The sequence below is a fragment of the Streptomyces niger genome, assembly GCF_000718305.1.
Taxonomy (GTDB): Bacteria; Actinomycetota; Actinomycetes; order Streptomycetales; family Streptomycetaceae; genus Streptomyces; species Streptomyces niger.
In genome coordinates this window covers 33,343-58,232 of the sequence record NZ_JOFQ01000021.1, presented here as the reverse complement: position 1 = coordinate 58,232, position 24,890 = coordinate 33,343, and the positions used below count along the sequence as shown (strand labels likewise).

Annotated in this window: 22 protein-coding genes; 12 read left to right on the top strand and 10 right to left on the bottom strand. The window is 73.0% G+C overall.

All coding sequences use genetic code 11. The features are described 5' to 3' along the window. Window positions 1–64 precede the first annotated feature (64 nt). From IF20_RS30425 to IF20_RS30415, 3 genes are all read left to right on the top strand, one after another. On the top strand, window positions 65–1,291 hold the full coding sequence (locus IF20_RS30425; RefSeq protein WP_052868601.1) for an arginine deiminase: 1,227 nt from the start codon (window positions 65–67) through the stop codon (window positions 1,289–1,291). Between the two features lie 198 nt (window positions 1,292–1,489). Beyond that, window positions 1,490–2,494: an ornithine carbamoyltransferase gene (gene argF / locus IF20_RS30420; protein WP_052868600.1), complete on the top strand. Its 1,005-nt coding sequence runs from the start codon at window positions 1,490–1,492 to the stop codon at window positions 2,492–2,494. Window positions 2,495–2,709: 215 nt separating this feature from the next. Continuing rightward, a complete protein-coding gene (locus IF20_RS30415) occupies window positions 2,710–4,164 on the top strand; it encodes an amino acid permease (RefSeq protein ID WP_052868599.1) in 1,455 nt (484 codons plus the stop codon). Between the two features lie 204 nt (window positions 4,165–4,368). Here IF20_RS30415 and IF20_RS30410 read toward each other — a convergent pair whose 3' ends face one another. Further along, a complete protein-coding gene (locus IF20_RS30410; protein ID WP_052868598.1) occupies window positions 4,369–4,785 on the bottom strand; it encodes an ATP-binding protein in 417 nt (138 codons plus the stop codon). 197 nt (window positions 4,786–4,982) lie between these two features. On the opposite strand from IF20_RS30410, the gene IF20_RS30405 reads away from it, so the two are divergent. Together IF20_RS30405 and IF20_RS30400 are read left to right on the top strand one after the other, a co-directional pair. Continuing rightward, complete coding sequence (locus tag IF20_RS30405; protein ID WP_052868597.1) at window positions 4,983–5,810, top strand: enoyl-CoA hydratase family protein; 828 nt, start codon at window positions 4,983–4,985, stop codon at window positions 5,808–5,810. Then, a complete protein-coding gene (locus IF20_RS30400) occupies window positions 5,807–8,224 on the top strand; it encodes an oxidoreductase (RefSeq protein WP_199896794.1) in 2,418 nt (805 codons plus the stop codon). The genes IF20_RS30405 and IF20_RS30400 overlap by 4 nt, the downstream gene beginning before the upstream one ends. 34 nt (window positions 8,225–8,258) lie before the next feature. Here IF20_RS30400 and IF20_RS30395 read toward each other — a convergent pair whose 3' ends face one another. Together IF20_RS30395 and IF20_RS30390 are read right to left on the bottom strand one after the other, a co-directional pair. Then, on the bottom strand, window positions 8,259–9,242 hold the full coding sequence (locus IF20_RS30395; RefSeq protein ID WP_110944681.1) for a ScbA/BarX family gamma-butyrolactone biosynthesis protein: 984 nt from the start codon (window positions 9,240–9,242) through the stop codon (window positions 8,259–8,261). 232 nt (window positions 9,243–9,474) lie between these two features. Continuing rightward, window positions 9,475–10,071 (bottom strand): ScbR family autoregulator-binding transcription factor, encoded by a 597-nt coding sequence (locus IF20_RS30390; RefSeq protein ID WP_234426873.1) that lies wholly within the window; start codon window positions 10,069–10,071, stop codon window positions 9,475–9,477. 257 nt (window positions 10,072–10,328) lie between these two features. Between IF20_RS30390 and IF20_RS30385 the strand changes: the two genes are divergently transcribed. After that, entirely contained in the window at window positions 10,329–11,348 is a 1,020-nt protein-coding gene (locus IF20_RS30385) for an MDR family NADP-dependent oxidoreductase (protein WP_052868595.1), read from the top strand. 276 nt (window positions 11,349–11,624) lie between these two features. On the opposite strand, the gene IF20_RS30380 is transcribed toward IF20_RS30385, so the two are convergent. Further along, entirely contained in the window at window positions 11,625–12,338 is a 714-nt protein-coding gene (locus tag IF20_RS30380) for a TetR family transcriptional regulator (RefSeq protein WP_110944680.1), read from the bottom strand. Between the two features lie 518 nt (window positions 12,339–12,856). Here IF20_RS30380 and IF20_RS30375 point away from each other — a divergent pair. After that, a complete protein-coding gene (locus IF20_RS30375) occupies window positions 12,857–13,621 on the top strand; it encodes an HAD family hydrolase (RefSeq protein WP_052868594.1) in 765 nt (254 codons plus the stop codon). Window positions 13,622–13,983: 362 nt separating this feature from the next. Here IF20_RS30375 and IF20_RS30370 read toward each other — a convergent pair whose 3' ends face one another. Both IF20_RS30370 and IF20_RS30365 read right to left on the bottom strand, forming a co-directional pair. Continuing rightward, on the bottom strand, window positions 13,984–14,844 hold the full coding sequence (locus tag IF20_RS30370) for a PaaX family transcriptional regulator (protein ID WP_052868593.1): 861 nt from the start codon (window positions 14,842–14,844) through the stop codon (window positions 13,984–13,986). Between the two features lie 9 nt (window positions 14,845–14,853). Then, window positions 14,854–16,455, bottom strand: coding sequence for an AMP-binding protein (locus IF20_RS30365; protein WP_052868592.1), 1,602 nt, complete (start codon window positions 16,453–16,455; stop codon window positions 14,854–14,856). Between the two features lie 143 nt (window positions 16,456–16,598). Here IF20_RS30365 and IF20_RS30360 point away from each other — a divergent pair, with 143 nt between their 5' ends. Then, the gene (locus tag IF20_RS30360) at window positions 16,599–17,732 is read left to right on the top strand and encodes an acyl-CoA dehydrogenase family protein (protein ID WP_052868591.1); all 1,134 of its coding nucleotides are present in this window, start codon (window positions 16,599–16,601) and stop codon (window positions 17,730–17,732) included. Window positions 17,733–17,862: 130 nt separating this feature from the next. On the opposite strand, the gene IF20_RS30355 is transcribed toward IF20_RS30360, so the two are convergent. Then, window positions 17,863–18,405, bottom strand: a complete 543-nt coding sequence (locus IF20_RS30355; RefSeq protein ID WP_052868590.1) for a DUF4232 domain-containing protein — start codon at window positions 18,403–18,405, stop codon at window positions 17,863–17,865. A 185-nt stretch (window positions 18,406–18,590) separates the two neighbouring features. Next, window positions 18,591–20,120 carry a helix-turn-helix domain-containing protein gene (locus tag IF20_RS30350; protein WP_052868589.1) on the bottom strand — a complete coding sequence of 510 codons (1,530 nt, stop codon included), beginning with the start codon at window positions 20,118–20,120 and terminating at the stop codon, window positions 18,591–18,593. Between the two features lie 135 nt (window positions 20,121–20,255). On the opposite strand from IF20_RS30350, the gene IF20_RS30345 reads away from it, so the two are divergent. Together IF20_RS30345 and IF20_RS30340 are read left to right on the top strand one after the other, a co-directional pair. Beyond that, window positions 20,256–21,479 carry an SdpI family protein gene (locus IF20_RS30345; protein ID WP_052868588.1) on the top strand — a complete coding sequence of 408 codons (1,224 nt, stop codon included), beginning with the start codon at window positions 20,256–20,258 and terminating at the stop codon, window positions 21,477–21,479. Further along, window positions 21,479–21,850, top strand: a complete 372-nt coding sequence (locus IF20_RS30340; protein WP_052868587.1) for a GntR family transcriptional regulator — start codon at window positions 21,479–21,481, stop codon at window positions 21,848–21,850. Before IF20_RS30345 ends, IF20_RS30340 begins: the two co-directional genes overlap by 1 nt. A 3-nt stretch (window positions 21,851–21,853) precedes the next feature. Here the strand turns inward: IF20_RS30340 and IF20_RS30335 are convergent, their stop codons facing one another. Further along, a complete protein-coding gene (locus IF20_RS30335) occupies window positions 21,854–22,309 on the bottom strand; it encodes a carboxymuconolactone decarboxylase family protein (protein WP_052868586.1) in 456 nt (151 codons plus the stop codon). Between the two features lie 175 nt (window positions 22,310–22,484). Between IF20_RS30335 and IF20_RS30330 the strand changes: the two genes are divergently transcribed. Both IF20_RS30330 and IF20_RS30325 read left to right on the top strand, forming a co-directional pair. Then, window positions 22,485–23,117 (top strand): TetR/AcrR family transcriptional regulator, encoded by a 633-nt coding sequence (locus tag IF20_RS30330; RefSeq protein ID WP_110944679.1) that lies wholly within the window; start codon window positions 22,485–22,487, stop codon window positions 23,115–23,117. Further along, the gene (locus IF20_RS30325; RefSeq protein ID WP_052868584.1) at window positions 23,117–23,734 is read left to right on the top strand and encodes a DUF4865 family protein; all 618 of its coding nucleotides are present in this window, start codon (window positions 23,117–23,119) and stop codon (window positions 23,732–23,734) included. Before IF20_RS30330 ends, IF20_RS30325 begins: the two co-directional genes overlap by 1 nt. Here the strand turns inward: IF20_RS30325 and IF20_RS30320 are convergent. Further along, a complete protein-coding gene (locus IF20_RS30320) occupies window positions 23,703–24,863 on the bottom strand; it encodes an oxidoreductase (protein ID WP_052868583.1) in 1,161 nt (386 codons plus the stop codon). The genes IF20_RS30325 and IF20_RS30320 overlap by 32 nt on opposite strands. Window positions 24,864–24,890: the final 27 nt, after the last annotated feature.

Genomic DNA, 24,890 nt, shown 5'->3' with positions numbered 1-24,890 from the left:
CGGCGCGCCGCACCGGGTGGGCGGATATCGAGTGATCATCGTCGAATCCGGCCAGGATGGAGGGATGGGATTCCATGTCGACTCTGAGGTCGGTCGTCTCCGCCGGGTCATCCTGCACCGTCCCGACCTGGAGCTGAAGCGGCTCACCCCGTCCAACAAGGACGCGTTGCTCTTCGACGACGTGCTGTGGGTCCGGCGCGCACGGGCCGAGCACGACGCCTTCGCCGACATCCTGCGCGACCGCGGCGTCGAGGTGCACCTGTTCGGGGATCTGCTGGCGGAGAGCCTGCGGGTCCCCGAAGCGCGCGAACTGGTGCTGGACCGGGTCTTCGACGAGAAGGAGTACGGGCCGCTGGCCACCGATCACCTCCGGGCGGCGTTCGCCGAGCTGCCGCTGGCGGAGCTGGTGGAGGCGCTGATCGGGGGGATGACGAAGCGGGAGTTCCTGGAGCGCAACCCCGAGCCGACCTCGGTCCGCTTCCATGTGATGGACCTGGACGACTTCCTGCTGCCGCCGCTGCCGAACCACCTCTTCACGCGGGACACCTCCGCCTGGGTGTACGACGGGGTGTCGGTGAACGCGATGCGGTGGCCGGCGCGGCAGCGTGAGACGGTCCATTACGAGGCGATCTACCGGCACCATCCGCTGTTCACGCACGAACGGTTCCATGTGTGGTCCGAGGGCCAGGCGGCGTACCCGTCCACCATCGAGGGCGGCGACGTGCTGGTGATCGGCAACGGTGCGGTGCTGATCGGAATGAGCGAGCGGACGACACCGCAGGCGGTGGAGATGCTGGCTCGCGGGCTGTTCGCGGCCGGTTCGGCGCAGACGATCGTGGCGCTGGACATGCCCAAGCGGCGGGCGTTCATGCACCTGGACACGGTGATGACGATGGTGGACGGCGATACGTTCACGCAGTACGCGGGGCTGGGGATGCTGCGGTCGTACACGATCGAGCCGGGCGCGAACGAGCAGGAGCTGAAGGTCACCGACCATCCGCCGGAGCACATGCACCGGGCGATCGCGGCGGCGCTCGGGCTGGACGGGGTGCGGGTGCTGACCGCGACCCAGGACGTGCACGCGGCGGAGCGCGAGCAGTGGGACGACGGCTGCAACGTGCTGGCGGTGGAGCCGGGCGTGGTGGTGGCGTACGAGCGCAACGTGACGACGAACACGTTCCTGCGGAAGCGGGGGATCGAGGTCATCACGATCCCGGGCAGCGAACTGGGGCGGGGTCGTGGCGGCCCGCGCTGCATGAGCTGCCCGGTCCAGCGCGACGGCCTCGGCTAGCGAAGGGAGGGGCGCGACGGTCTCGCACAGCGGGGGAGGGGGACGCGGCGCCGGAGGGCGCGACGGAGGGGAGGAGAGGGCGGCCGGTCCACGCCGCGCCTGCCCCGGAGGCACCCTTCGTATAGGAATGCGGATAGTCGTATACACTTCCAATATTCGATTCGACCGTCCCCGTACCCCGCGACCTAGGAGCCTGCCATGGCGATTGACCTCACGGGCCGCCACTTCCTCAAGGAGCTGGACTTCAGCGCCGAGGAGTTCCGCCACCTGATCGACCTTGCCGCGGAGCTGAAGGCCGCCAAGCGCGCGGGTACTGAGGAGCAGCACCTCAAGGGGCGCAACATCGCCCTGATCTTCGAGAAGACCTCCACCCGCACCCGCTGCTCCTTCGAGGTCGCGGCCGCCGACCAGGGTGCCCACACCACGTACCTGGACCCCTCGGGCTCGCAGATCGGGCACAAGGAGTCGGTGAAGGACACCGCCCGCGTGCTCGGCCGGATGTTCGACGCGATCGAGTACCGGGGCAGCGCGCAGACCAACGTCGAGGAGCTGGCGGCCCACGCCGGCGTACCCGTCTACAACGGCCTCACCGACGAGTGGCACCCCACCCAGATGCTCGCCGACGTGCTCACCATGGTCGAGCACAGCCCCGGCCGGCAGCTCGGCGAGCTGACCTTCGCCTACCTGGGCGACGCCCGGTACAACATGGGCAACTCCTACCTCGTCACCGGCGCCCTCCTCGGCATGGACGTACGCATCGTCGCGCCGAAGAAGCTGTGGCCCGAGGACTCGGTGATCGCGAGCGCCCGGAAGCTGGCGGAGCGGAGCGGCGCGCGGGTGACCCTGACCGAGGACGTCGCCGAAGGCGTGCGTGGCGCGGACTTCGTCGCCACCGACATCTGGGTGTCGATGGGCGAGCCGAAGGAGGTCTGGGACGAGCGGATCGCGCTGCTCAGCCCGTACGCGGTGACGATGGATGTGCTGCGGGCCACGGGCAAGGACGACGTGAAGTTCCTGCACTGCCTGCCCGCCTTCCATGACCTGGGGACGGCGGTGGGGCGGGAGATCTACGCCCGGCACGGCCTGGAGTCGCTGGAGGTCACGGACGAGGTGTTCGAGTCGGAGCACTCCGTGGTCTTCGACGAGGCGGAGAACCGCATGCACACGATCAAGGCAGTCATGGTGGCCACGCTGGGGCGGTGAACCGGCCCGGCCGACCGGGGCCGCACGGACGCGCGGCCCCGGTCGGTGCGAGTCCGTACCGCATATAAATACGCCGTAATGGGCGATCATGCACCGTTTTCGGTTACCATCGAGCCGATCCTCGGGGGACGGACCCACCGGTCCGTCCCCTTTTCCGTGTTTTCCGTGCCCGCACACCCCGCCGGGCCCTCGCACCACCAGGAAGAAGCACCGCCATGTCCGCGTCCGGACTGCGTATCAAGTCCCCCGACCTGCTCGTCGCCGAAGCCGGCACGGACCTCGAAGGCCATGGCCTCAAGCGCACGATGGGCCTCTTCCAGCTGGTGTGCTTCGGCGTCGGCGCGATCGTCGGCACGGGCATCTTCGTCGGCCTGTCCGACACCGTCGCCGAGGCCGGGCCCGCCGTCGTCGTCTCCTTCGTGCTCGCCGCGGTCACCTGCGTCCTCACGGCGTTCTCGTTCGCCGAGCTGGGCGGCGCGATTCCGGTGTCCGGCAGCTCGTACTCCTACGCGTACGCCACGCTCGGCGAGCGCACCGCCTTCCTCGTGGGCTGGTGCCTGCTGCTGGAGTACGGCGTCTCGGTCTCGGCGGTCTCGGTGGGCTGGGGCCAGTACCTGAACGAACTGCTGGACAGTCTGGTCGGCTGGCAGCTGCCCACCGCGCTGTCCGCGCCGCCCGGCGACGGCGGCATCGTCAACGTCCCGGCCGTCGTCGTCATGCTGCTGGCCGCCACGCTGCTGGTGCGCGGCATCCGGGAGAGCGCCCGGGCCACCGCCGCGATGGCCGTCCTGAAGATCGGCGTGCTGATCCTGTTCTGCGCGATCGCGTTCACCGCCTTCAAGAACGGCAACCTGTCGCCGTTCGCCGCGCAGGGCGTCGCCGGCGTCACCTCCGGCGCCTCGGTCGCCTTCTTCTCGTACATCGGCTTCGACGCGGTCACCACGGCGGGCGAGGAGGTCAAGAATCCGCGGCGGAACGTCCCCGCGGCCATCCTGATCTGCATCGGCGTGGTCACCGTGCTGTACTGCCTGGTCGCTCTCGCCGCGGTCGGCGCGCTCTCCGCCGACGACGTCGCCGACCAGCCCGCCGCGCTCTCCCTGATCGTCGACCGGGTCACCGGATCCGCGCTGGGCGGCGGAATCATCGCCTTCGGCGCGGTCGTGGCCATCGCCTCCGTCGTCCTCGCGGTGATGTACGGCCAGACCCGCATCCTGATGTCGATGTCCCGGGACGGGCTGATCCCGCGGGTCTTCGAGCGGATCTCGCCGAAGACGTCCACGCCGGTCCGGGGCACCTGGATCGTCGCCGTCGTCTTCGCCGTCCCGGCCGCGGTGGTGCCGCTGGACGTGGTCATGAATCTGACCACCATCGGAACGCTCGCGGTCATGGCCGTGGTCAACGTCTGCGTACTGGTGCTGCGCCGCACCCGGCCCGCGCTGCCGCGCCGCTTCCGGGTGCCGATCTTCCCGGTCAGCCCGCTGCTCGGTATCGCGTTCTGCCTGTACCTGATCTACGGCACGGGCCCGGCGACGTGGCTGCAGTTCGCCGTGTTCCTGGCCGTCGGCGCGGTGGTGTACGCGCTGTACGGGCGCCGGCACTCGCGACTGGGCGACGTCGCGCCGGAGGCCGTGGCGGACGTCGCGCCGGAATTTGTGGGGGAGAGGGGCTGAAGGGGTGATGGTTCGGCGGGGGGCTCCGCTCTGCCCAGGCGAGGGCCCTCCCTCCTTCCAGCCACCAGCGGTAAGGCCCCTCCCCCACCTCCACCGCACTCCCCCGACCGTACCGCCCCCGCCCGCACGCCTCAGGCCCCTGTGGACAACCTTCCCCGCATCCCGCCCGCCTCGCCCCCCACCGCCCCCCTGTGGACAACCCCGTCACCCCGCAGGCAGCCGGAACCATACGACCTTGCCCTGTTCGGTCGGGCGGTAGCCGGAGTCCAAGCTGAGGGTGCGGATCAGCAGGAGGCCCCGGCCGCCCTCGTCCAGCGGATCCACCTCCGGGAACGCGTCGTCGCCCAGCCCTTCCACCGGCGCGGGATCGTTGTCGTGCACCTCCACGTGCTGGTGGCCGCTCGGCAGCACCTCGACGACCAGCTCGATCGGCCGGTCACCCGCCGTGTGCTCGACCGCGTTGGCCACCAGCTCGGCCGTGAGCAGCTCCGCCGTGTCACTGTCCGCCGGTACGTGCATGTCGGCGAAGGCCTTCCGGATCAGGGCACGCGCGATCGGCACCGCGGCTGTCGTGTGCGGCAGCGTGATCCGCCAGGACGACGGGGCGGGTGGCTCCGACAAGGTCGTGGTCCGTTCACCTGGGCGTGATGTCCTCCTATAACGGTACGAATCTCCGGCATGACCGGCCTGTTGCGGAGCAGGGCGAGGCCGGGCTCCCGCCGTCGTCGCTTTATCGCGCACTCGTGACGGCAGTCACAGTCGCGTGATAACTTCGCGAGGCAGGCACCAGCCCTCCGACAGAAGGGGGCCCGACGCCCATGAGCCCGTTCACCGGTTCCGCGCACCCCACCGACGCATGGGAACACCTCCGCGTGACCAGGGAGGACGGTGTCGTCACCGTCACCCTCGCGCGTCCCGACACCCTGAACTCCCTCACCTTCGGCGCCTACGCCGACCTCCGCGACCTGCTCGCCGAGCTCTCCCGCGAACGCGCCGTACGAGCCCTGGTCCTCGGCGGCGAGGGCCGCGGCTTCTGCTCCGGCGGCGACGTCGAGGAGATCATTGGCGCCACCCTGGAGATGGACACCGGACAGCTGCTCGACTTCAACCGCATGACCGGGCAGGTCGTACGGGCGCTGCGGGAGTGCCCGTTCCCGGTGATCGCGGCCGTGCACGGCGTGGCCGCCGGCGCCGGGGCCGTCCTCGCGCTCGCCGCCGACTTCCGCGTCGCCGATCCCTCAGCCCGCTTCGCCTTCCTCTTCACCAGGGTCGGCCTGTCCGGCGGTGACATGGGCGCGGCGTATCTGCTGCCCCGCGTCGTCGGCCTCGGGCACGCCACCCGGCTGCTGATGCTGGGCGAGACCGTACGCGCCCCCGAAGCCGAGCGGATCGGGCTGCTCAGTGAGGTGACCGAGGAGGGCAAGGCCCATGAGGCCGCCGCCGCGCTCGCCCGCCGGCTCGCGGCCGGGCCCGCACTCGCGTACGCGCAGACGAAGGCGCTGCTCACCGCCGAGCTGGACATGCCGCTCGCGGCGGCCGTCGAGATGGACGCGGCGACCCAGGCGCTGCTGATGAACAGTGCGGACTACGCGGAGTTCCACGCCGCGTTCACCACCAAGCGCAGCCCGAAGTGGCAGGGGAAGTGAGCCCGGAGCGGGGGGCGCTGCCCGGCGGCCGGATCGCGGTCGTCGGGGGCGGCCCCGGCGGGCTGTACGCGGCGGTGCTGCTCAAGCGGCTGGACCCGGCCCGTGAGGTCACCGTCTGGGAGCGCAACGCGCCCGACGACACGTTCGGATTCGGCGTGGTCCTCTCCGACGAGACCCTGGGCGGCATCGAGCAGGCCGACCCGGTCGTCCACGATGCGCTGCGCCGCGAGTACGTGCGGTGGGACGACATCGACATCGTGCACCGGGGTCGCACGTTGACCTCCGGCGGCCACGGTTTCGCCGCCATCGGGCGCCGGCGCCTCCTCCAGCTGCTGCACGACCGGTGCCGCGAGCTCGGTGTGCGGCTGCGCTTCCGTACCGAGGCGCCGCCCGCGGCCGATCTCGCCCGCGACCACGACCTGGTGATCGCGGCTGACGGTGTGCACAGCGCCACTCGCGGCGCGCATGCCGATGTCTTCCGTCCGCAGCTCACCACCCACCGTTGCCGCTACATCTGGCTCTCCACCGACCTCGCCTTCGACGCCTTCCGTTTCGACATCGCGGAGACCGAGCACGGAGTCGTGCAGCTGCACGGCTATCCGTACTCCCGCTCCTCGTCCGGCCCCCACTCATCACTCGGCCCCCGCTCCTCGCCCGGCTCCCAACCCGCACTCGACCAACGCTCCGTCGCGGCGTCGGGTTCCCGTTCGGCCTCTCCCGGCGACGGGGCCAGCACCGTCATCGTCGAGGCGCATGAGGACGTCTGGCGGCGGGCCGGCTGGGACGCCTGTCCCGTCGAGGAGTCCGTCGAGCAGTGCGGCAAGATCTTCGCGGCCGCGCTGGGCGGCCGCCCGCTGCTGTCGAACAACTCCGCCTGGACGGCCTTCCGTACGGTCACCAACGCCCGCTGGTCGCACGGCAACGTCGTGCTGCTCGGCGACGCCGCGCACACCGCCCACTTCTCCATCGGCTCCGGCACCAAGCTCGCCGTCGAGGACGCCCTCGCGCTCGCCGCCTGTCTCCAGGAGCACGCCGCGCTGCCCGACGCGCTGGCCGCGTACGAGGCCGAGCGCCGGCCCGTCGTCCAGTCCACCCAGCGTGCGGCGCGCGCCAGTCTGGAGTGGTTCGAGAACCTCGCGCAGTACGTCGACCAGCCGCCCCGCCGCTTCGCCTTCAACCTGCTCACCCGCAGCCGCCGGGTCACGCACGACAACCTCCGGCTGCGCGACCCCGCGTTCGTCGCGTCCGTCGAGGCGGAGGCCGGGGTGGCGCCCGGTACGCCGCCGATGTTCACGCCGTTCCGGCTCGGCGGACTCACCCTGCGGAACCGTGTCGTCGTCTCCCCGATGGACATGTACAGCGCGGACGGCGACGGTACGCCGGGCGACTTCCACCTCGTCCACCTCGGTGCGCGGGCGCTCGGCGGCGCGGGCCTGGTGATGACGGAGATGGTCTGTGTCAGCCGTCAGGGGCGGATCACGCCCGGGTGTACGGGGTTGTACGCGCCGGAGCACGAGGCCGCCTGGCGCCGGGTCACCGACTTCGTGCACACCGGCGCGCCCGGCACCGCGATCGGCGTGCAGCTCGGCCACTCGGGCCGCAAGGGCTCCACCCGGTTGATGTGGGAGGGCATCGACCGGCCGCTCCCGGAGGGCAACTGGCCGGTGGTGGCGGCGTCCGCGCTCCCGTACCGCGCGGGCGTCAACCAGATACCGCACGCGCTCACACCCGAGGAACTGGCGGGCGTGCGCGAGGATTTCGTCCGCGCCGCCGAGCGGGCCGCGCGCGCCGGCTTCGACCTGCTGGAACTGCACTGTGCGCACGGCTATCTGCTCTCCGGCTTTCTTTCGCCGCTCACCAACCACCGTACGGACGCCTACGGTGGCGACCTGGAGGGGCGGCTGCGGTTCCCCCTGGAGGTCTTCGACGCGGTACGCGCCGTCTGGCCGGCGGGGCGGCCGATGACCGTACGGATCTCCGCCACCGACTGGGCTGCCGGCGGCACGTCGGCCGAGGACGCGGTGGAGATCGCGCGGGCCTTCGCCGCGCACGGGGTCGATGCCGTCGACGTCTCCACGGGGCAGGTCGTGGCCGAGGAGCAGCCCGCGTTCGGGCGCTCGTACCAGACGCCGTTCGCTGATCGCATCCGCAACGTAGTGTCCATTCCGGTGATCGCCGTAGGGGCGATCTCGTCGTGGGACGACGTCAATTCGCTCGTCCTCGCCGGGCGCGCCGACCTGTGCGCGCTGGCCCGGCCGCACCTGTACGACCCGCACTGGACGCTGCACGCCGCCGCGGAACAGGGGTATTCCGGTCCCGGCGCCCCGTGGCCCGCGCCGTACCGCGCGGGCAGCCGTACCCCGCCCACAGGCCGCACCGACGGCCCCAAGCAGCGGCTGTCGCTGGAGAGGTGAAGCACCCGGCGGACGGGCCGGGCGGAGCGGTGCTTCAGGTGACCGGGGCGCAGGTGACCGTGGCGGTGAAAACCGCGCAGCCGTGCTGTTCCGCGGTGACCGCGATGCGCGGCAGGCCTGCCTCGTCGCGCCCGGCGGCCTCGGCGCGTATCCAGCAAGGGGCGTCCAGCTCGGTGTAGCGGACGAAGGAGCAGTCCATGGCGACGGCGAGGGACGGAGTGTCGCCCGCTGCGGCGTACGCGGCCTGCCGGGCGGCCTCGATCATCAGCATGCCCGGGGCGTGATCGACGGGGTGGTCGAAGAGCACCGGGTGGGTGATGTCGATCCGCAGCTGCCAGCGGTTCTCGCCGGTCGCGGGGGAGAGCACGACGTCCGCCGTCCGATCCCGGCCGACCAGTGCCGGGTCGATGGCCTCGGGCAGGGGAATCGTGCGCGCGAGGGCCTGTTCGAGGTCGGCGTACGCACCGCGCAACCGCCGGTAGACCGCGGGCGTGTGGCAGCTGAGGGTACCGTCGACCGTGCCCAGTTCCTGGCCGTCCCGCAGGACGCTGTAGACCTGCCGCATGGTGGCCAGCCGGCTGCCTCTTCGGACGATGTCGTGGTCGGTGATGTGCAGTTCGAGGTCGGCGGGTGCGCTGTGGAGGGCCAGCGCGGCAGGCGTGACGGAGTACCGCAGGCGGCCCCAGATCGCCGGATGGCCGAGCGGTACGTCGTGTCCGACGTGACTGAGCAGGATGGCGGCCTGGCGGGCGGTCTCCGCGAGCATCACCGGGTCGTGCATGCCGCGGGCCGGCCCGTAGAAGGAGTGCGCGCGGGGCCATTGGGCGGTGACGGTCCAGGCGTTCGGACCGCTGCCGTGCCAATCGGTGAGGAAGACCTCGGTGACGGCGCTGCGGTGCACGTACTCCCGAGGCACCGTGGTGGTCAGCCGCCGCAGCGGTGGCAGGCCCGAATTGCGGGCGGTCGGTCCTGTTTCCCACCGGGACACCGGTTGCGGCACGGTCAGAGCGACGGTCATGCGGGTTACCTCCCTGACGGGCGCTCGCCGCGCCCGTAACTCTGCGCCTGTGGACGTGCGTCGACGCGTCCAAGATACGAACCGACTGGTTTGTTTTCCAGTGCTCCAGGGTGAATCTTTGGGCAGAGGTGATACGTGTGACGGAAGGAATCCGGCTCGCCGGCTTGATCATGGCGGGCGGAAACCGGCCGGTGCGCAGCGGGGGAGGTGTTCCGGGGCGCCGGGCGGTGCGTCAGGCGGCTTGCCGGGCCCGGCGGCCGTTGGGGTCCAGGTGGCTCATCGCGCCCGGCGACGCGAGGCCGGGCAGGATGTGCCGCCACAGCTGACCGATCCGCTCGTGCAGGTCGTCGCGGTTGCTGGCGGCCAGGGAGAAGAGCTGCACGCCCATGTAAGCGGCGACGAAGAACTCGGCGGCTTTCGCGGGGTTCACCGCGGGCAGTAGCTCCCCTCGGTCGCGGGCCTCGGTGAACATGCCGGTCGCGATGGAGATCCAGTCCTGGTACGGGACCAGCGGTTCGGCGTCGAAAGTGGTCTCCACGGCGATCCGGGTGCCGGCCTGCAGGACCGGATCCGTGCGGAGCCCCTCCGCCACCCGGTGGCTGAAGTCGATCGCATCCTGCATCCGCGACTCGCTCGGCGGCGGCACCAGCAGCTCCGTCTGTTCCGCGATCACCGCGCGGGCCAGGGCGTCCTTCGACGGGAAGTGGAAGTACAGCGCGCCCTTGGTGACCTGGGCCCGCTGGATGATCTCCGCGATGGTGGCCGCTTCGTACCCGCGCTCGCCGATGACCTCGGCCGCCGCCACGAGGACGGCCTGTCGAGTACGCACTGCCCGTTCCTGCTTGGCCACCGGCCGTCCTCCGCGTGTTCGCTCGTGAATGCGGCCCGCCTTCGGCGGATCTGGCCGAATTCTATTGACGGTGCAAACAATAATCCAACCAGACGGTATTGATCTGTCGTGGAGATTTGGGAAAGCTTCGTTCCGGTCGCACCGGTAACCCGCGGTCGGCCGGCGACCCCCGTACGCGGCGCGTGTGGACGGGGCATCGCATCCCGGCAGCCCTCTACCCCCAGGAGCCTCCCCCCATGGCCGCGCCCGTCCATCCCGCCACCCACCGCGAAGTCCGCCTCACCGAACGCACCGACGGCGCACTGACCCCGGAGCACTTCACGGTGGCCGACGCGCCGCTCCCGGTGCCGGTTCCGGGCACGGTGCTGGTACGCAACCGCGTCATGGCCGTGACCGCGGCGATGCGCACGATGATGGGCTCGGCCGAGCTGCCCATGCCGTCCTTCGTGCCCGGCCGGGCGCTGTGGGGCGCGGCGATCGGCGAGGTGGTCGAGGCGCCCGGCGGCGGCTTCGCGCCCGGCGACCTCGTCCGGCACGACCTCGGCTGGCGGGAGTACGCCCTGGTGGACGCGGCACGGGCCCGCCGCATCGACCCCGACGCGCTGCCCGACCCGGCGGCCCACCTCTCGCAGGGCGTCACCGCCTGGGGCGCCCTCGTGCACCACGCGCGGGTCCGCCCCGGCGACACCGTGTTCGTCACGGGCGCGGCCGGCGGCGTCGGCAGCATCGCGGGCCAGATCGCCCGGCGCCTGGGGGCGCGCCGGGTCATCGGCTCGACGGGCTCCGCGCGCAAGGCCGAGTACCTGGTGAAGGAGCTGGGCTACGACGAGGTGGTGCTGCGCGGCGCCGGGCCGATCGGCGAGCAGCTGCGCCGCGCCGCGCCGAACGGCATCGACGTCCTGCTGGACACCGTGGCCGGCGAGCAGTTGGCGGCGGCGCTCGAATCGGCGCGTACCGGCGCCCGGTTCGCCCTGGTGGGCGCGTTGTCGGCGCAGCTGGGGGAGGGGGACGGGATCGTGGCGCCGGTGGAGCTGGACGCCGGGCTGATCGTCTCCCGGCGGGTCTCGCTGCGCGGTTTCTCGGTACGGGACCACCCGGATCTCGTGCAGGAGTGGACCGAGGAGTTCGGGCGCGGGCTGCGGGACGGCACGCTGATCTTCGCGCACAGCCGGCTGCGCGGCCTGGACCAGGCGCCGCAGGCGCTGCGCGAACTCGTCGAAGGCGGCCACACCGGGTCGGTGCTGGTCGAGCTGTGAACTCCGTGCGGCCCGCCGGGGGGCGGGCCGGGCGGCAGTCGGCGGAGCCCGCCCTGACCGGGCCTCCGCCGGCACCCGGGCGTGGTGGTCGTCGCCGGCGCGACGGCCGCCACGCCCGTGCGGGAACGTCGCGGGTGGTGGCCCGCAGGCGTGAGGAGATCGGCCCTGGCCTCGGCCTGCTGCGGTGCCTGCCCCGGCCGACTGCGCCGTCCCCGCTGCTCCAGCTGCGGCTGGGCCGCGGGCGGCGACGGGCGAGCACCTGCGGCCGGCGCCCCGTCAGCGCGGCGGCGTGCGGCGCGGCGCGAAGCCGGCCGGGTCGCGCACGGCGGCGCCGCGCAGCGCCGGTTGCGGTACGGCTCCGGCGCGCGGTGCGCCGGTGGCGGTGCGTAAGACGCGTCCCGCGCCGGGTGCCGCCGTGCGGGCGGCCGGGGCCAGTTGCCGCCAGCTGTCCGTCACGGCCTCCCGGCTCCACCACGTACGGTCCGCGCGGCCGAGCTCCAGCAGCCCCACCACCATCGTGGTCAGCGCTCGCGCGAGCCGCTGCGGATCGGTGTCCAGGGGCAGCCGGCCCGTGGCGCGGTCGGTGGCGGCCTTCTCCTGGAAGAGCGCGCACCATCGCCGGTGCAGTCGGGCGCCGCTGGGTTCGGGGTCGCTCTCCGGGCGTATCTGGAGGCCGGCCCGGACGACGATGTCCCGGTCCACCCGGTCCAGCAGGGCGATCGTGAAGTCCCGGGACGCGCTCAGTACGGGATCGGGGGCGCGCAGGAGCTGTTCCTCCAACTCCCGCAGCGCGCCGAGCGCCTCGTCCCGTACGGCGAGGGTCAGCTCTTCCTTGGACTCGAAGTGGAAGTAGAGGGCGCCTTTGCTGAGTCTCGCGCGCCGGCTGATGTCGACCATGCCGGACGCGGAGACGCCCTTGTCGATGAAGCTCTGGGCGGCCGAGCGGATGAGCGCCTGGCGGCTCTGGATCGCGCGGTGCTGCGTGGGCACTGTGTCCGTCCTGTCTCTCGTCCGACCGGGGCCGGTCGAGCCGGTGGCCCACCGGGCGGGGCGCCACCGGCTCGGTGGTTCGATGGTCAAACACTATAGAGAAAACCAACCATGCGGTTTCGAACATCGTACGGGCCGAGGCGTGCGGGCGCCGTTACCGGCCGTCCTGTCGGGACGCGGGTGGCCGAAGCCATACCCCTGTGATTCCGCGGTGTGACGCACGTGACAGCGGCTCGTCACGGGCGCCTCAGGCGTTGCGGCCGTGTACGGGTTGTGTGTGAGGTGTGGCTCAGCGCATTGACAAACAGCGCAGGCGGTTTTTAAATCTGCAAAGGCGAGCAACGGGATGCGTTGCTTCCATGAAAGCCGTTATGACGCGTCTCTGCCAGGCCCCCGCGGCGATGCGCCCCGACGGAAGCGTTTCACACTTCACACATGCCATCGATTTGATTCCCCCATGGCCGGTGGGAGTCCTGGACCCCGGCCGGCCCGTCAACGCATCGGAAAGGTATCGAGCAATGCGCGATTCAGCGGACGTCGGCGAAGGCATCGGGGGGGCGCCGCGCGGTGCCGGCACGGTCCCGATCCGGGCGGTCGTTTTCGACTTGGACGGCACCCTCGCCGACACGCTGCCCGCCATCGGCCGGCTGCTGTCCAAGGTGGTCGCGGAGCAGGGCCGCCGGGTGACCCCGCGGCAGGCCGCCGCCGCGGTCGGCAAGCCGGCACCGGCCGCGTTCGGGCAGCTGCTCGGCCGCCCCGAGACGGACGAGGCCGTGCTCACCGCGATGAGTCGCTATCGCGAACTGTTCGCCCACGAAGTGCTCCGCGAAGGGCCGCGCCTGCTGTTCCCCGGCGTCTCCTCGGGCCTGTCGGCGCTGCGCGCGCACGGCATAGAACTGGCCGTCGCCACCTCCAAGGTCTCGCGCAGCGCCGAGGCCCTGCTGGACGTGATGGGCATCCGCGACCTGGTCGGCCCGGTCATCTGCCACGACATGGTGCGACGCGGCAAGCCGCACCCGGAGATGGCGCTGCGCGCCGTCGCGCAGCTCGGCGTCTCGCCGCGCGAGAGCGCCTACGTGGGCGACACCGTCGGCGACATGCGGATGGCCGTCACCGCCCACATGGCCCCGATCGCCGTCACCTACGGCGTCGGCCGCTTCGGCGAGCTGGCGGCCGTGGCCGGCACCCGGATGTGCAGCTCCTTCCGCGACGTGGTCGCCGCGGTGGCCGCCTCCCGCCCCCGGCCGGTCGAAATGGCCGCGGGCTACCCCCGGATGCGCTGAGGCGCGTCCATGCACGGAGCGCGTTCCTTGGTGCCGCGCTCCCGCCGCCGGACGGGAACCGTCCCGCGCCGCCGGCGTCCGTCGCCCCCGCGGCCCTGCCGGCCGCCCGGGAGGCACCCGTCGGGGCCGCGCGTCCGGATGACGCGGCCCGTAGGACACCCTGCCCGTACGCGCCCGTTGTGCCCGGCGCCCGATCGCGCCACCCGCTCCGCACGGCGTGCCCATGGCGGAACGCTCCCGCCACCCGCGGCCGTTCCCGGCCGCGCGGCATGCCGAACCCCCCCATACGGAGGCCGGCCCACCGTGCCTGGCCCCCGTCCGGGAACGCGGCTCACCGCGTACGCGAGGACCGCGCACGGCGCTCACCCGAGGCCCGGCGCACCCCGCTCGCCCAGCACCCCGTTCACGAACTCCGCGCCCGCCGCGTGCAGTCGGCGGTGCAGCCGGCCGAAGACCCCGGCCGCGCGGCCGCCCGGCCAGTCCGCCGGCAGCAGCGTGGCGGGCAGGCCGGGATCGGCGTACGGCAGGCGTCGCCAGGCGTCCAGCGCCATGAGGTAGTCGCGGTACGCCGCTTCGAGGTCCGTGGTACGCCGGCGGCTCCAGCGCCCGAGCACCGGCTCGTGGGCGTCGAGGAACGCGCGGTGCCGGGCGGCGATCGCGGGCAGGTCCCACCAGCGGGCCACCGCCTCCACCGTCGGCGCGAACCCCGCGTGCGCGCCGGTGAAGAGGTCGACGTACGGGTCCAGGTGCAGGCGGCGCAGGACGTGCCGGGTCTCCTCGTACAGGTGGCCCGGGGCGATCCACACGCCCGGTGCCGCGGTACCGAAGCCGAGCCGGGCCAGCCGCGAGCGCAGCAGGTGCCGCTTGTGCCGCTCCTCCTCGGGGACGGAGAACACCGCGAGCACCCAGCCGTCGCTCGCGCGCGGCGTGGGCCGTCCGTAGATCCGCCGGTCGCCGTCGGCCAGCAGTTCACGCGCCTCCGCCGAGAGCGCGTACCCCGCGGCCCCCGCCGGCGTACGCGCGGGCACCAGCAGCCCGCGGCGCTTCAGCCGGGAGACCGCCGAGCGCACCGACGGCGGGTCGACGCCTGCCGCGCCCAGCAGTGTGATCAGCGCGGCCACCGGTACCGGCCCCAGGGGTTCGCCTCTCGCGTCGCGTCCGTACGCGCCGTAGAAGGTGACGATCAGGGACCGTGGGGTGCGCTGCGGCTGCGGGTCACTCACGCCGTCACTCTAGAGGGGCCCGCGCAGCCGGTAGCGCTGGAGTTTGCCGGTCGGTGTCCGGGGCAGCGCGTCGTGGAAGACGATCTCGCGCGGGCACTTGTACGGCGCGATCTCGGCCTTGGCGAACTCCCGTAGTGCGTCGACGGTTTCCTCCGTACGGGGGAGGTCGGGGCCGAGTACGACGTGGGCGACCACGACGTGCCCGCGGTCGGTGTCGGGCCGGCCCACCACGGCGGCCTCGGTCACGTCCGGATGCCGCAGCAGCGCCTCCTCGACCTCGGGGCCGGCGATGTTGTACCCGGCCGAGATGATCATGTCGTCGGCGCGTGCCACGTAGCGGAAGTACCCGTCCGGCTCGCGCACGTAGGTGTCGCCGGTGAGGTTCCAGCCGTCCCGTACGTAGTCCGACTGGCGCGGGTCGGCGAGGTAGCGGCAGCCGGTCGGGCCGCGCACCGCCAGCAGCCCCGGCTCGCCGTCCGGCACGGTCCGGCCCGCCGCGTCCACCACCCGCGCCTCGTACCCCGGCACCGGCACCCCGGTGACTCCCGGCCGGGCGTCCTCGTCGGCGGCGGAGAGGAAGATGTGCAGCATCTCCGTCGCGCCGATGCCGTTGATGAGCCGCAGTCCGGTGGCGGCGCGCCAGGCGTGCCAGGTGGCGGCGGGCAGGTTCTCGCCCGCCGAGACGCACCGGCGCAGCGAGCCGACGTCGTGTGCGGCCAGTTCGGGCAGCATGGCGCGGTAGGCGGTGGGCGCGGTGAACAGGACCGAGACGCGGTGGTCCGCGATGTGGCGCAGCAGTCCGCGGGAGCCGCCGGTCTCGGTGAGCAGCGTGCTGGCCCCGGCCCGCAGCGGGAAGATCACCAGCCCGCCGAGGCCGAAGGTGAAGCCCAGCGGCGGCGTGCCGGCGAAGACGTCGTCCGGCTCGGGGCGCAGCACGTGTGCCGAGAAGGTGTCGGCGATGGCGAGTACGTCCCGGTGGAAGTGCATGCAGCCCTTGGGGCGTCCGGTGGTGCCGGAGGTGAAGGCGATCAGCGCGACGTCGTCGGCCGCGGTGTCCACGGCCGGGTAGTCGGCGGGCTTGCCGGCGGCCCGGCGCAGCAGGTCCTCGGGCGCCTCGCCGCCGTACGAGGTGACCGCGAGTGCGGGTATCTCCGCCTTGGCGAGGTCGTCCACCGTCCGTACGTCGCACAGGGCGTGGCGGACGCGCGCGAGGTCGCAGAGGGTGGCCAGTTCGTGGGCGCGCTGCGCGGCCGGCACGGTCACGGCGATCGCGCCGGCCTTCATCACCGCGAGCCAGCAGGCGGCCAGCTCCGGTGAGGTGGGGCCGCGCAGCAGGACCCGTTCGCCGGGCCGGATCGCGAGGTCGTCGCTCAGTACGTGGGCGAGGCGGTTGACGCGTGCGCGCAGTTCCCCGTACGTCCAGACGGTGCCGTCACCGTGGCGTACGGCGGGGCGTTCGGCGCCGAACCGGTGCAGGGAGCCGTCCAGCAGCTCCGTACCGCAGTTGAGCCGGGGCGGGTAGCCCGGGCCGGTCAGGCGGGGCCATTGCGCGGGCGGCGGGAGATGGTCGCGGGCGAAGGTGTCGGCGTGGGCCGATGGCTGCAGATCCATGACGCATGCGCCCCCTCGTGACGCTCGGCCGTGGTGTCCGAGGGCCGCCGGGGGCTGCCGTACGGACGCCTCGTCAGCGTAACGTGTTCGTGACGGCAGTCAACAGACCGCGATAAAGCTGACCGTGTTGAGGGAGCCGCTTCGTGACCGCATTCGCGCTCGACCCCGAGGACGTGGCCTGGTGCGCCGAGCTGCGTACCCTGACCGCGGCGCAGCTGCGCCCGCTCGCCGAGAAGGGCGAACCGGGGCGGATCAACCGGCCCCTGGTGGCGGCGCTCGGCGAACTGGGCCTCCTCCGCCGCCTGTTCCCCGAGGGCGGCACGGTCCGCGCCCTCGACCTCTGCCTGCTGCGGGAGTCGTTGGCCCAGGAGTGCACCGAGGCGGAGACCGCGCTCGCCCTCCAGGGGCTGGGCGCGTATCCGGTACTGCAGTCCGGCACCGACGCGCAACGGGCGCGCTGGCTCCCGGAGGTCACCGCCGGGCGGGCGGTCGCCGCCTTCGCGCTGAGCGAGCCCGGCGCGGGCTCCGACGCGGCGGCGCTCACCCTCGCCGCCGAGCCGGACCGCACCGGCGCGGGCGACGGCTGGCGGCTCACCGGAGAGAAGTGCTGGATCTCCAACGCGCCCGAGGCGGACTTCGCCACCGTCTTCGCGCGTACCGGCGAGGCGCCCGGCGCCCGCGGCGTCACCGCCTTCCTCGTCCCCGCCGACCGGCCCGGGCTGAGCGGTGAGCACCTGGACATGCTCAGCCCGCACCCCATCGGCACCCTCGTCCTCGACGGCGTCCCCGTGACCCGCGCCGACGTCCTCGGCGCACCGGGCCACGGCTTCGGCGTCGCCATGCGCACCCTGAACCTCTTCCGGCCCAGCGTCGGCGCCTTCGCCGTCGGCATGGCCCGGGCGGCGCTGGACGCGGCCCTCGCCCACGCCGCCACCCGTACCGCGTTCGGCGGCCCCCTGAAGGACCTGCAGTCCGTCTCGCACCGCCTCGCCGACCTCGCCACCCGCATCGAGGCGGCCCGGCTGCTGGTGTACGCCGCGGCCGCGGCCTACGACGCGGGCGCGCCCGACATCGCCAAGCGCGCCGCCATGGCCAAGCTGCTCGCCACCGAGACCGCCCAGGAGGCCGTCGACGCGGCCGTACAGATCCACGGCGCCCGCGCGCTGCGCCGCGGCCACCTCCTCGAACACCTCTACCGGGAGGTGCGCGCGCCGCGCATCTACGAGGGCGCCACGGAGGTGCAGCGGACGATCATCGCGCGGGAGCTGTACCGCTGACGAACCCACCGCCGTCGAAGCCCCGCCACCGGACCCGCCGTCGGCCCCCCGCCGCGAAGACCGCGAACGCCGGAGGGGCCGGGCACGACACCGTGCCCGGCCCCTCCGTGTCCGCGGAGCGGAAGACCGATCAGAAGTCGTACGGCTTCTGCTTGTTCCAGTTCAGGACGTCGGCCTCGGACCAGGTGAACTTCGACAGGTTGCCCTTGGCGTCGCGGGACTTCAGCGCGGTGGCCTGCCCGGTGTGGCCGGACTGGTCGCGCAGGGCGAGGGAGAAGTCCGTGGCGGTGTGGTCGTTGCCCAGGCCGGCGTAGAGGGCGACGGCGGAGTAGATCTTGGCGCCGGGCTGCACCGTGATCCGGTCCTTGCCGCCCGGGGCGTCCTGCTTCGCGTGGGGGAGGACGTTCGTGGTCCTGCCGAGCTTGACCGACGGGTAGGACGTCACCCAGCACGCCGTGGAGCCGGTGTTCCGCGCGGTGACCAGCAGGTGGTCGCCCTGCTCGTTCGCGAAGCGGTGCAGTACGGAGTACGACAGGTCGCCGACGGCGCACTGCTGGGTGGTGGTGGCCTTGGCGGGCGTCGCGGCCGAGGCGACGGCCGCGCCTCCGGCGGTGAGGGCGACCGCGGCGGTGGTGGTGGCCAGGACGGTGGTGCGGAGTCGGGACGTACGCATGCTGGGTTCCCCGTTCGGTGTGCGGTGGCGCGCGGGACCGGTGCCCCGCGGTGACACCAATCTCGCGGGACCCGCTGACGTTCCGCTCACGTCCGACTGACGTTTCGCTAATGCCGGGCAAATCCCCCGCCGAGCGGGATGGTCGTGCGCGGCGCCGCGAAGGGCGCCGCACACGACCGCGCCGGTCAGATGTCGCGGAAGATCTCGATCTGCGCGCCCAGGGAGTTCAGGCGCTCGGCGAGGTCCTCGTAGCCGCGGTTGATGACGTAGACGTTGCGGAGGACGGAGGTGCCCTCGGCGGCCATCATGGCCAGGAGGACGACGACGGCGGGGCGCAGGGCCGGCGGGCACATCATCTCCGCCGAGCGCCAGCGGGTCGGCCCGTCGACCAGGACGCGGTGCGGGTCGAGCAACTTGACCTGCGCGCCGAGGCGGTTGAGGTCCGTCAGGTAGATCGCGCGGTTGTCGTAGACCCAGTCGTGGATCAGGGTCTGGCCCTGGGCGCTGGCCGCGATCGCCGCGAAGAACGGCACGTTGTCGATGTTCAGGCCCGGGAACGGCATCGGGTGGATCTTGTCGATCGGGGCGCTGAGCTTGGACGGACGGACCGTCAGGTCGATCAGGCGGGTGCGGCCGTTGTCGGCGGTGTACTCCGCGCTGCGCTCGTGGTCCAGGCCCATCTCCTCCAGGACCGCGAGCTCGATCTCCAGGAATTCGACAGGGACCCGGCGGATCGTCAGCTCGGACTCGGTGACGACCGCGGCGGCCAGCAGGCTCATCGCCTCTACCGGGTCCTCCGACGGCGCGTAGTCCACGTCCCGGTCGATCTGCGCGACGCCGTGCACGGTGAGGGTGGTGGTGCCGATGCCCTCGACCCGTACGCCCAGCTGCTCCAGGAAGAAGCACAGGTCCTGGACCATGTAGTTGGAGGAGGCGTTGCGGATGACGGTGACGCCGTCGTGCCGGGCGGCGGCGAGCAGCGCGTTCTCGGTCACCGTGTCGCCGCGCTCGGTCAGCACGATCGCGCGCTTGGGGGCCACGGTCCGGTCGACGTGCGCGTGGTACGTGCCCTCGGTGGCGGTGACCTCCAGGCCGAAGTGGCGCAGCGCGGTCATGTGCGGGGTGACCGTACGGGTGCCGAGGTCGCAGCCGCCCGCGTACGGAATCTTGAAGTGGTCCATGCGGTGCAGCAGCGGGCCCAGGAACATGATGACGCTGCGGGTGCGCCGCGCGGCCTCGGTGTCCATGGCGTCCAGGTCCAGCTCGGCCGGCGGCACGATCTCCAGGTCGTTGCCGTCGTTGATCCAGCGGGTGCGGACGCCGATGGAGCCGAGGACTTCGAGGATGCGGTAGACCTCCTCGATGCGGGCGACGCGACGCAGCGTGGTGCGGCCGGCGTTCAGCAGCGTCGCGCAGAGGAGGGCGACGCACGCGTTCTTGCTCGTTTTCACGTCGATGCTGCCGGAGAGCCGGCGGCCGCCGACGACGCGGAGATGCATGGGCCCTGCGTACCCCAGGGAGACGATTTCACTGTCGAGCGCTTCGCCGATCCGGGCGATCATCTCAAGGCTGATGTTCTGATTGCCGCGCTCGATGCGGTTCACCGCGCTCTGGCTGGTGCCGAGCGCCTCTGCCAGCTGCGTCTGTGTCCAGCCCCGGTGTTGCCGGGCATCACGGATGAGCTTGCCGATGCGTACGAGGTAGTCGTCTGCCATGGGGAAAACGGTATCTCAGATATGAGATGGATGTTCAATCGCCTATTGTTCTACTACTATGCGAACAATAGGCCGTACGGCGGCAGGGCAGGAGCGCCGCGGCGGTGGCGGACGGACGGGAGGGGGACCCCGGAGATGGCCGGACACTGGGGCATTACCGCAGGACAGCGGGGCGGCGAGGCGGACGCGTCCGAGCGACCGGGCGTCCGCCGGGTGATCGTCGCGGCGGCACCCTTTCCGGTGGCCGTCGCCGTCGTCGCAACGGCGTACGCGCGCCTTGCCGAGCGGCTGCCCGAGACGCTGGCCACGCACTTCCGCGCCGACGGGCACGCCGACGGCTTCTCCTCGGCCGGCGGCTTCCTGGCCGCCGGGATCGGCACGCTCCTCGTACTCGGTGCCCTTTTCGGGCTCGTCGTCCTGCTGCCGGCAGCAGGACGGCGTACGGGCGCGGTGCGGCGCACGAGGGAGGGGCGTCGTACGGACGGCGTACCGCGCGTGGACGCGCGCCCCGCGTTCGCGGCGAAGGGCCCCGCGTCCGCGGCGAAGGCGCGGCCCGGCTCCGCGCTCGGCGCCGCCCGCGCGGTCATCACCGTCGGATACGGAGTCGCGGGCCTGGTGGCGTACGCGTTCGTCGCCACGCTGTACGTCAACGCGGCGGCCGGCGGCGGCCGCGCGGCCGCCGCGCTCCCGCTGTCGCAGCTCGCCGCGGCCTTCGGTACGGGAGTGGTGGCCGCCGCGCTGGGTTGGCTGCTGGCCGGCAAGGACACGCCGCTGCCGGACGACGGCTCCGGCGGTGACGCGCCCCGTCTCGCCCTGGCCGACTCCGAGGTCGCCGGCTGGTCCCGGACGATCAGCTCCCCGGTGCTGTACGCCCTCGGCCTGGTGCTCCTCGCCGCCGGCCTGGTCACGGGCCCGGTCGCCGGCTGGTCGGCGGCGTCGGGGCCGATCGTCGGTGCGCTGCTGGTCCTCGCGCTCGCCGGTCTGCGGGTGGCCGCCGACCGCCGTGGCCTGACCGTCACCCCGCCGCTCCTCCCGTACCCCCGTATGCGCATCCCGCTGGAGCGCATACGGGAGGCCGACAGCCGGGAGATCGCCGCGCTGCGGGAGTTCGGCGGCTGGGGCTACCGGATGCGGCCGGGCCGCAGCGGGTTCGTCCTCCGCTCCGGCGAGGCGCTGTCGCTGCGACTGGTGAGCGGCAAGGAGTTCGTGGTGACGGTCGGGGACGCGGCCACCGCCGCGGCCCTGCTGAACACCCTCGTCGACCGTGCGGACGCCGGCCCGAAGGGCACGGACACCGGCCCGAAGGGCACGGACATCGGCCCGAAGGGCACGGACGCCGAGCCGGAGGGCACCGCCTGATGCTCGTCCGCATCGACCCGGCCTCCGCCGTGCCCCTGGGCGACCAGATCGCCGCGTCCGTACGCGGCGCGATAGCCGACGGCTCGGTACGCGCGGGGGAGCGGCTGCCCGCCGCGCGCACCCTCGCCGGCTCCCTCGGCGTCAACGTCCACACCGTCCTCCGCGGCTACCAGCGCCTGAAGGACGAGGGCCTGATCGAACTGCGGCGCGGCCGCGGCGCGGTGGTGACCGGCGCGGCCTCCCCGGCCCTCGCCCGCCTCACCGACACCACCGCCGGCCTGATCGCCCAGGCCCGCGCCCTCGGCCTCTCGGACGACGAGATCGTCACCCTGGTCCGCACGGGCCTGAACGGGCCGCTGGGCGCGGGCTGAGGGTCACCAGGTCGGGCCCGCCGGCTGCCGGGTCGTCACGTTGATCCGGTTGAAGAGGTTGGTCGCGCCGACCATCAGGATGATCGCCGCCAACTGCCGCTCGTCGAAGTGCTCGGCGGCCGCGTCCCAGATCTCGTCCGGTACCGGGTCCGACCGGTCGGCGAGCCGGGTCGAGGCCTCGGCGAGCGCCAGTGCGGCGCGCTCGGCGTCGGTGAAGAACGGTGCCTCGCGCCAGGCCGACACCGCGATGAGCCGCTCATCGGTCTCGCCCGCCTTCTTCGCGCTCTGCGCCCCGCCGACCACGCAGTAGCTGCAGCCGTTGATCTGGCTCGCCCGCAGGTGCACCAGTTCCAGAGTCGTCTCCGGCACCCCGCCGGACCTGGCCGCCTTCAGCAGTTGCTGCACGGCCGGCACGGTCTCGGGAAAGAGGGCCGCGGGGTTCTTCATACGTGCCTGCATGAGGTGCTCCTCGGTAAGGGCCTGCTCGGCCGGTACTTCTTGTGGTGCGTCTTGCTGCTTCACCCCACTGACGGATCGCGCCCCGCGGAATGTGACACGGCCGCGCCACCTTTTTCGCGCCCTTCCGGGACCGGCGTGCCGAGCTCCTGTACGTACTGGTATGTATGCTGACCGCATGACCCCAGTGACCAGGCCGCAGGACGGTGCGCCGGACGGCCGCCCGAGCGCGGCGAGCAGCACCTCGGAACGCCTCATCGAGAGCACCCGCGCCCTGCTGTGGGAGCGCGGCTACGTCGGCACCAGCCCCAAGGCGATCCTGCAGCGCGCCGAAGCGGGCCAGGGCAGCATGTACCACCACTTCAGCGGTAAGCCGGACCTCGCGCTGGCGGCCATCCGCCGCACCGCCGAGGAGATGCGGGCCGAGGTGGCGCGGCTGCTGGACGGGCCCGGTACGGCGCTGGACCGGATCGAGGCGTACCTGCGCCGCGAGCGTGACGCCCTCAAAGGCTGCCCGGTGGGGCGGCTCACCCAGGACCCGGACGTGATGGCCGACCCGGCGCTGCGAGCCCCGGTCGACGAGACCTTCGACTGGCTGCGCAGCCGCCTCACGGAGGTGCTGGCCGAGGGGGCTGCACGGGGCGAGCTGGCCGCGGGGCTGGACCCGGCGGCCACGGCGGCGAGCGTGGTCGCGGTGGTGCAGGGCGGTTACGTCCTCGCCCGCGCCGCCGGTTCGCCGGCCGCCTTCGACCAGGCCGTCACCGGCGTGCTCGCCCTGATCGCCGGCCACGCCACCGCCGGGGGCCGGTGATGTACGCCGCGCAGTACGAGATCACCCTGCCCGCCGACCACGACATGGGCACCATCCGCAAGCGGGTGGCGGCCACCGGCCACCTGCTCGACGACCGCGCCGGGCTGGCCCTCAAGGCGTACCTGGTGCGCGAGCGCGGGGTGAACGGCTCGCCGGTCAACCAGTACGCGCCCTTCTACCTCTGGCAGGACACGGGCGCGATGGGCCATTTCCTCCTGGGCGGGGGCGGCTTCCAGAACATCGTGCGCGACTTCGGCCGCCCCGCCGTACGCCACTGGACGGGCGCGGCCGTCACGGCGGGCCCGGCGCGCGGGACGCCCCCGCGCACCGCCACCCGCCGCCTCACCTCGCTCCCGGCCGGCCTCGGCCCGGACCCCGACGGCCTGGCTCTCGGCCGCCTCCTGGCAGAGGAGACCGCCACCCTCCGCGAACTGGCCCGACACCCCGCCGTCCACACCGCGGCCCTCGCGGTCGACCCCCACCACTGGCAGCTGCTCCGCCTCGTCCTCGGCACGGACCCCGTGCCCGCATCCGAGCACGACGGCACCGACCGCTACGAGGTCCTCCACCTCTCGGCACCGCACCTCACCGAGCTGCCGGAGGGGCGTCCCTGGTGACGGCCGGCCCGGTCCCGCTGAGCGGGTAGTCCACGTACCCCTCCGCGCCGCCGGTGTAGAACGTGGCGGCGTCACCGGCCGCCAGGCCCTGGCCGAGTGCGAAGCGGGTGACCAGGTCGGGGTTGGCGACGAAGTGGGTGCCGTACGAGACGGCGTCGGCGAGGCCCGCGTCGAGGACGGCGTTCCCGGACTCCCGGTCGAAGCCGTTGTTCACGAGCAGCGGGCCGCGGAACCGGCGCCGCCACCGCGCGAACGCCCCGGGATCGGGGGACGCGCCGGCGGGGGACACGTCCGGGCCCCGGAGGTGCAGATACGCCAGCGGGCGGGCGTCGAGCTCCGCCACCAGCGCCTCGTGGTCGGCGAGCGACTCCGCGTCGACCGGGAACCGGTCCCCCGAGGCCAGGTAGGGACCCAGCCGCACGCCGACGCGCCGGCCGGCCCACGGCTCGCACACGGCGTCCACGGTTTCCAGGAGCAGCCGCCGCCGGCGGACGCGGTCGCCGCCGTACGCGTCGGTGCGGCGGTTCAGCCGCGGGTTGAGGAACTGCGTGAGCAGGAACGGGGGCAGGGCGCCGATCTCGACCCCGTCGAACCCCGCGCGCCGGGCGTTCGCCGAGGCCGCGCGGAAGGCGGTGACCGTCGCGGCGATGTCGGCGGCGGTCATCTCCCGGGGCGTGACCGTGGCCTTGAAGCCGCCGGGCGTGAAGGACCGGACGCGCGGGTCGACCGCCGACGGCCCGGCGGGCGGCCGCCCGCCGTGGTGATCGGGGTGGGAGGCGGCGCCGGTGTGCCAGAGCTGGACCACGATGCGGCCGCCGAGGGCGTGCACCAGGTCGGTGACGCGCCGCCACCCGGCCACCTGGGCGTCGCTGTGGATGCCGGGTACGTGGACGAAGCCGATCGCCTCCTCGTCGACCCAGGTCCCCTCGGTGATGATCAGTCCGGCGCCGGCCCGCTGGGCGTAGTAGGCCGCGTGCAGTGCCGTCGGCACGAGCCCGGCGGCAGCGGCACGGGCGCGGGTGAGCGGGGCCATCACCACGCGGTTGGGCAGCCGGAGGTCGCCCAGTGCCACAGGGCGCAGCAGGGGCTGGACGGGGGTGGCCGGGGCCGTCGTCGGCAGGGCAGGCATGGGGTGCTTCCTCTCCGTGTCATCCGT

Coding starts and splice junctions, on each gene's coding strand:
- IF20_RS30425 (WP_052868601.1), top strand. CDS start 65: ATGGGATTCCATGTCGACTCTGAGGTCGGTCGTCTCCGCCGGGTCATC.
- argF (WP_052868600.1), top strand. CDS start 1,490: ATGGCGATTGACCTCACGGGCCGCCACTTCCTCAAGGAGCTGGACTTC.
- IF20_RS30415 (WP_052868599.1), top strand. CDS start 2,710: ATGTCCGCGTCCGGACTGCGTATCAAGTCCCCCGACCTGCTCGTCGCC.
- IF20_RS30405 (WP_052868597.1), top strand. CDS start 4,983: ATGAGCCCGTTCACCGGTTCCGCGCACCCCACCGACGCATGGGAACAC.
- IF20_RS30395 (WP_110944681.1), bottom strand. CDS start 9,242: ATGACCGTCGCTCTGACCGTGCCGCAACCGGTGTCCCGGTGGGAAACA.
- IF20_RS30385 (WP_052868595.1), top strand. CDS start 10,329: ATGGCCGCGCCCGTCCATCCCGCCACCCACCGCGAAGTCCGCCTCACC.
- IF20_RS30375 (WP_052868594.1), top strand. CDS start 12,857: ATGCGCGATTCAGCGGACGTCGGCGAAGGCATCGGGGGGGCGCCGCGC.
- IF20_RS30365 (WP_052868592.1), bottom strand. CDS start 16,455: ATGGATCTGCAGCCATCGGCCCACGCCGACACCTTCGCCCGCGACCAT.
- IF20_RS30355 (WP_052868590.1), bottom strand. CDS start 18,405: ATGCGTACGTCCCGACTCCGCACCACCGTCCTGGCCACCACCACCGCC.
- IF20_RS30350 (WP_052868589.1), bottom strand. CDS start 20,120: ATGGCAGACGACTACCTCGTACGCATCGGCAAGCTCATCCGTGATGCC.
- IF20_RS30345 (WP_052868588.1), top strand. CDS start 20,256: ATGGCCGGACACTGGGGCATTACCGCAGGACAGCGGGGCGGCGAGGCG.
- IF20_RS30340 (WP_052868587.1), top strand. CDS start 21,479: ATGCTCGTCCGCATCGACCCGGCCTCCGCCGTGCCCCTGGGCGACCAG.
- IF20_RS30335 (WP_052868586.1), bottom strand. CDS start 22,309: ATGCAGGCACGTATGAAGAACCCCGCGGCCCTCTTTCCCGAGACCGTG.
- IF20_RS30330 (WP_110944679.1), top strand. CDS start 22,485: ATGACCCCAGTGACCAGGCCGCAGGACGGTGCGCCGGACGGCCGCCCG.
- IF20_RS30325 (WP_052868584.1), top strand. CDS start 23,117: ATGTACGCCGCGCAGTACGAGATCACCCTGCCCGCCGACCACGACATG.
- IF20_RS30320 (WP_052868583.1), bottom strand. CDS start 24,863: ATGCCTGCCCTGCCGACGACGGCCCCGGCCACCCCCGTCCAGCCCCTG.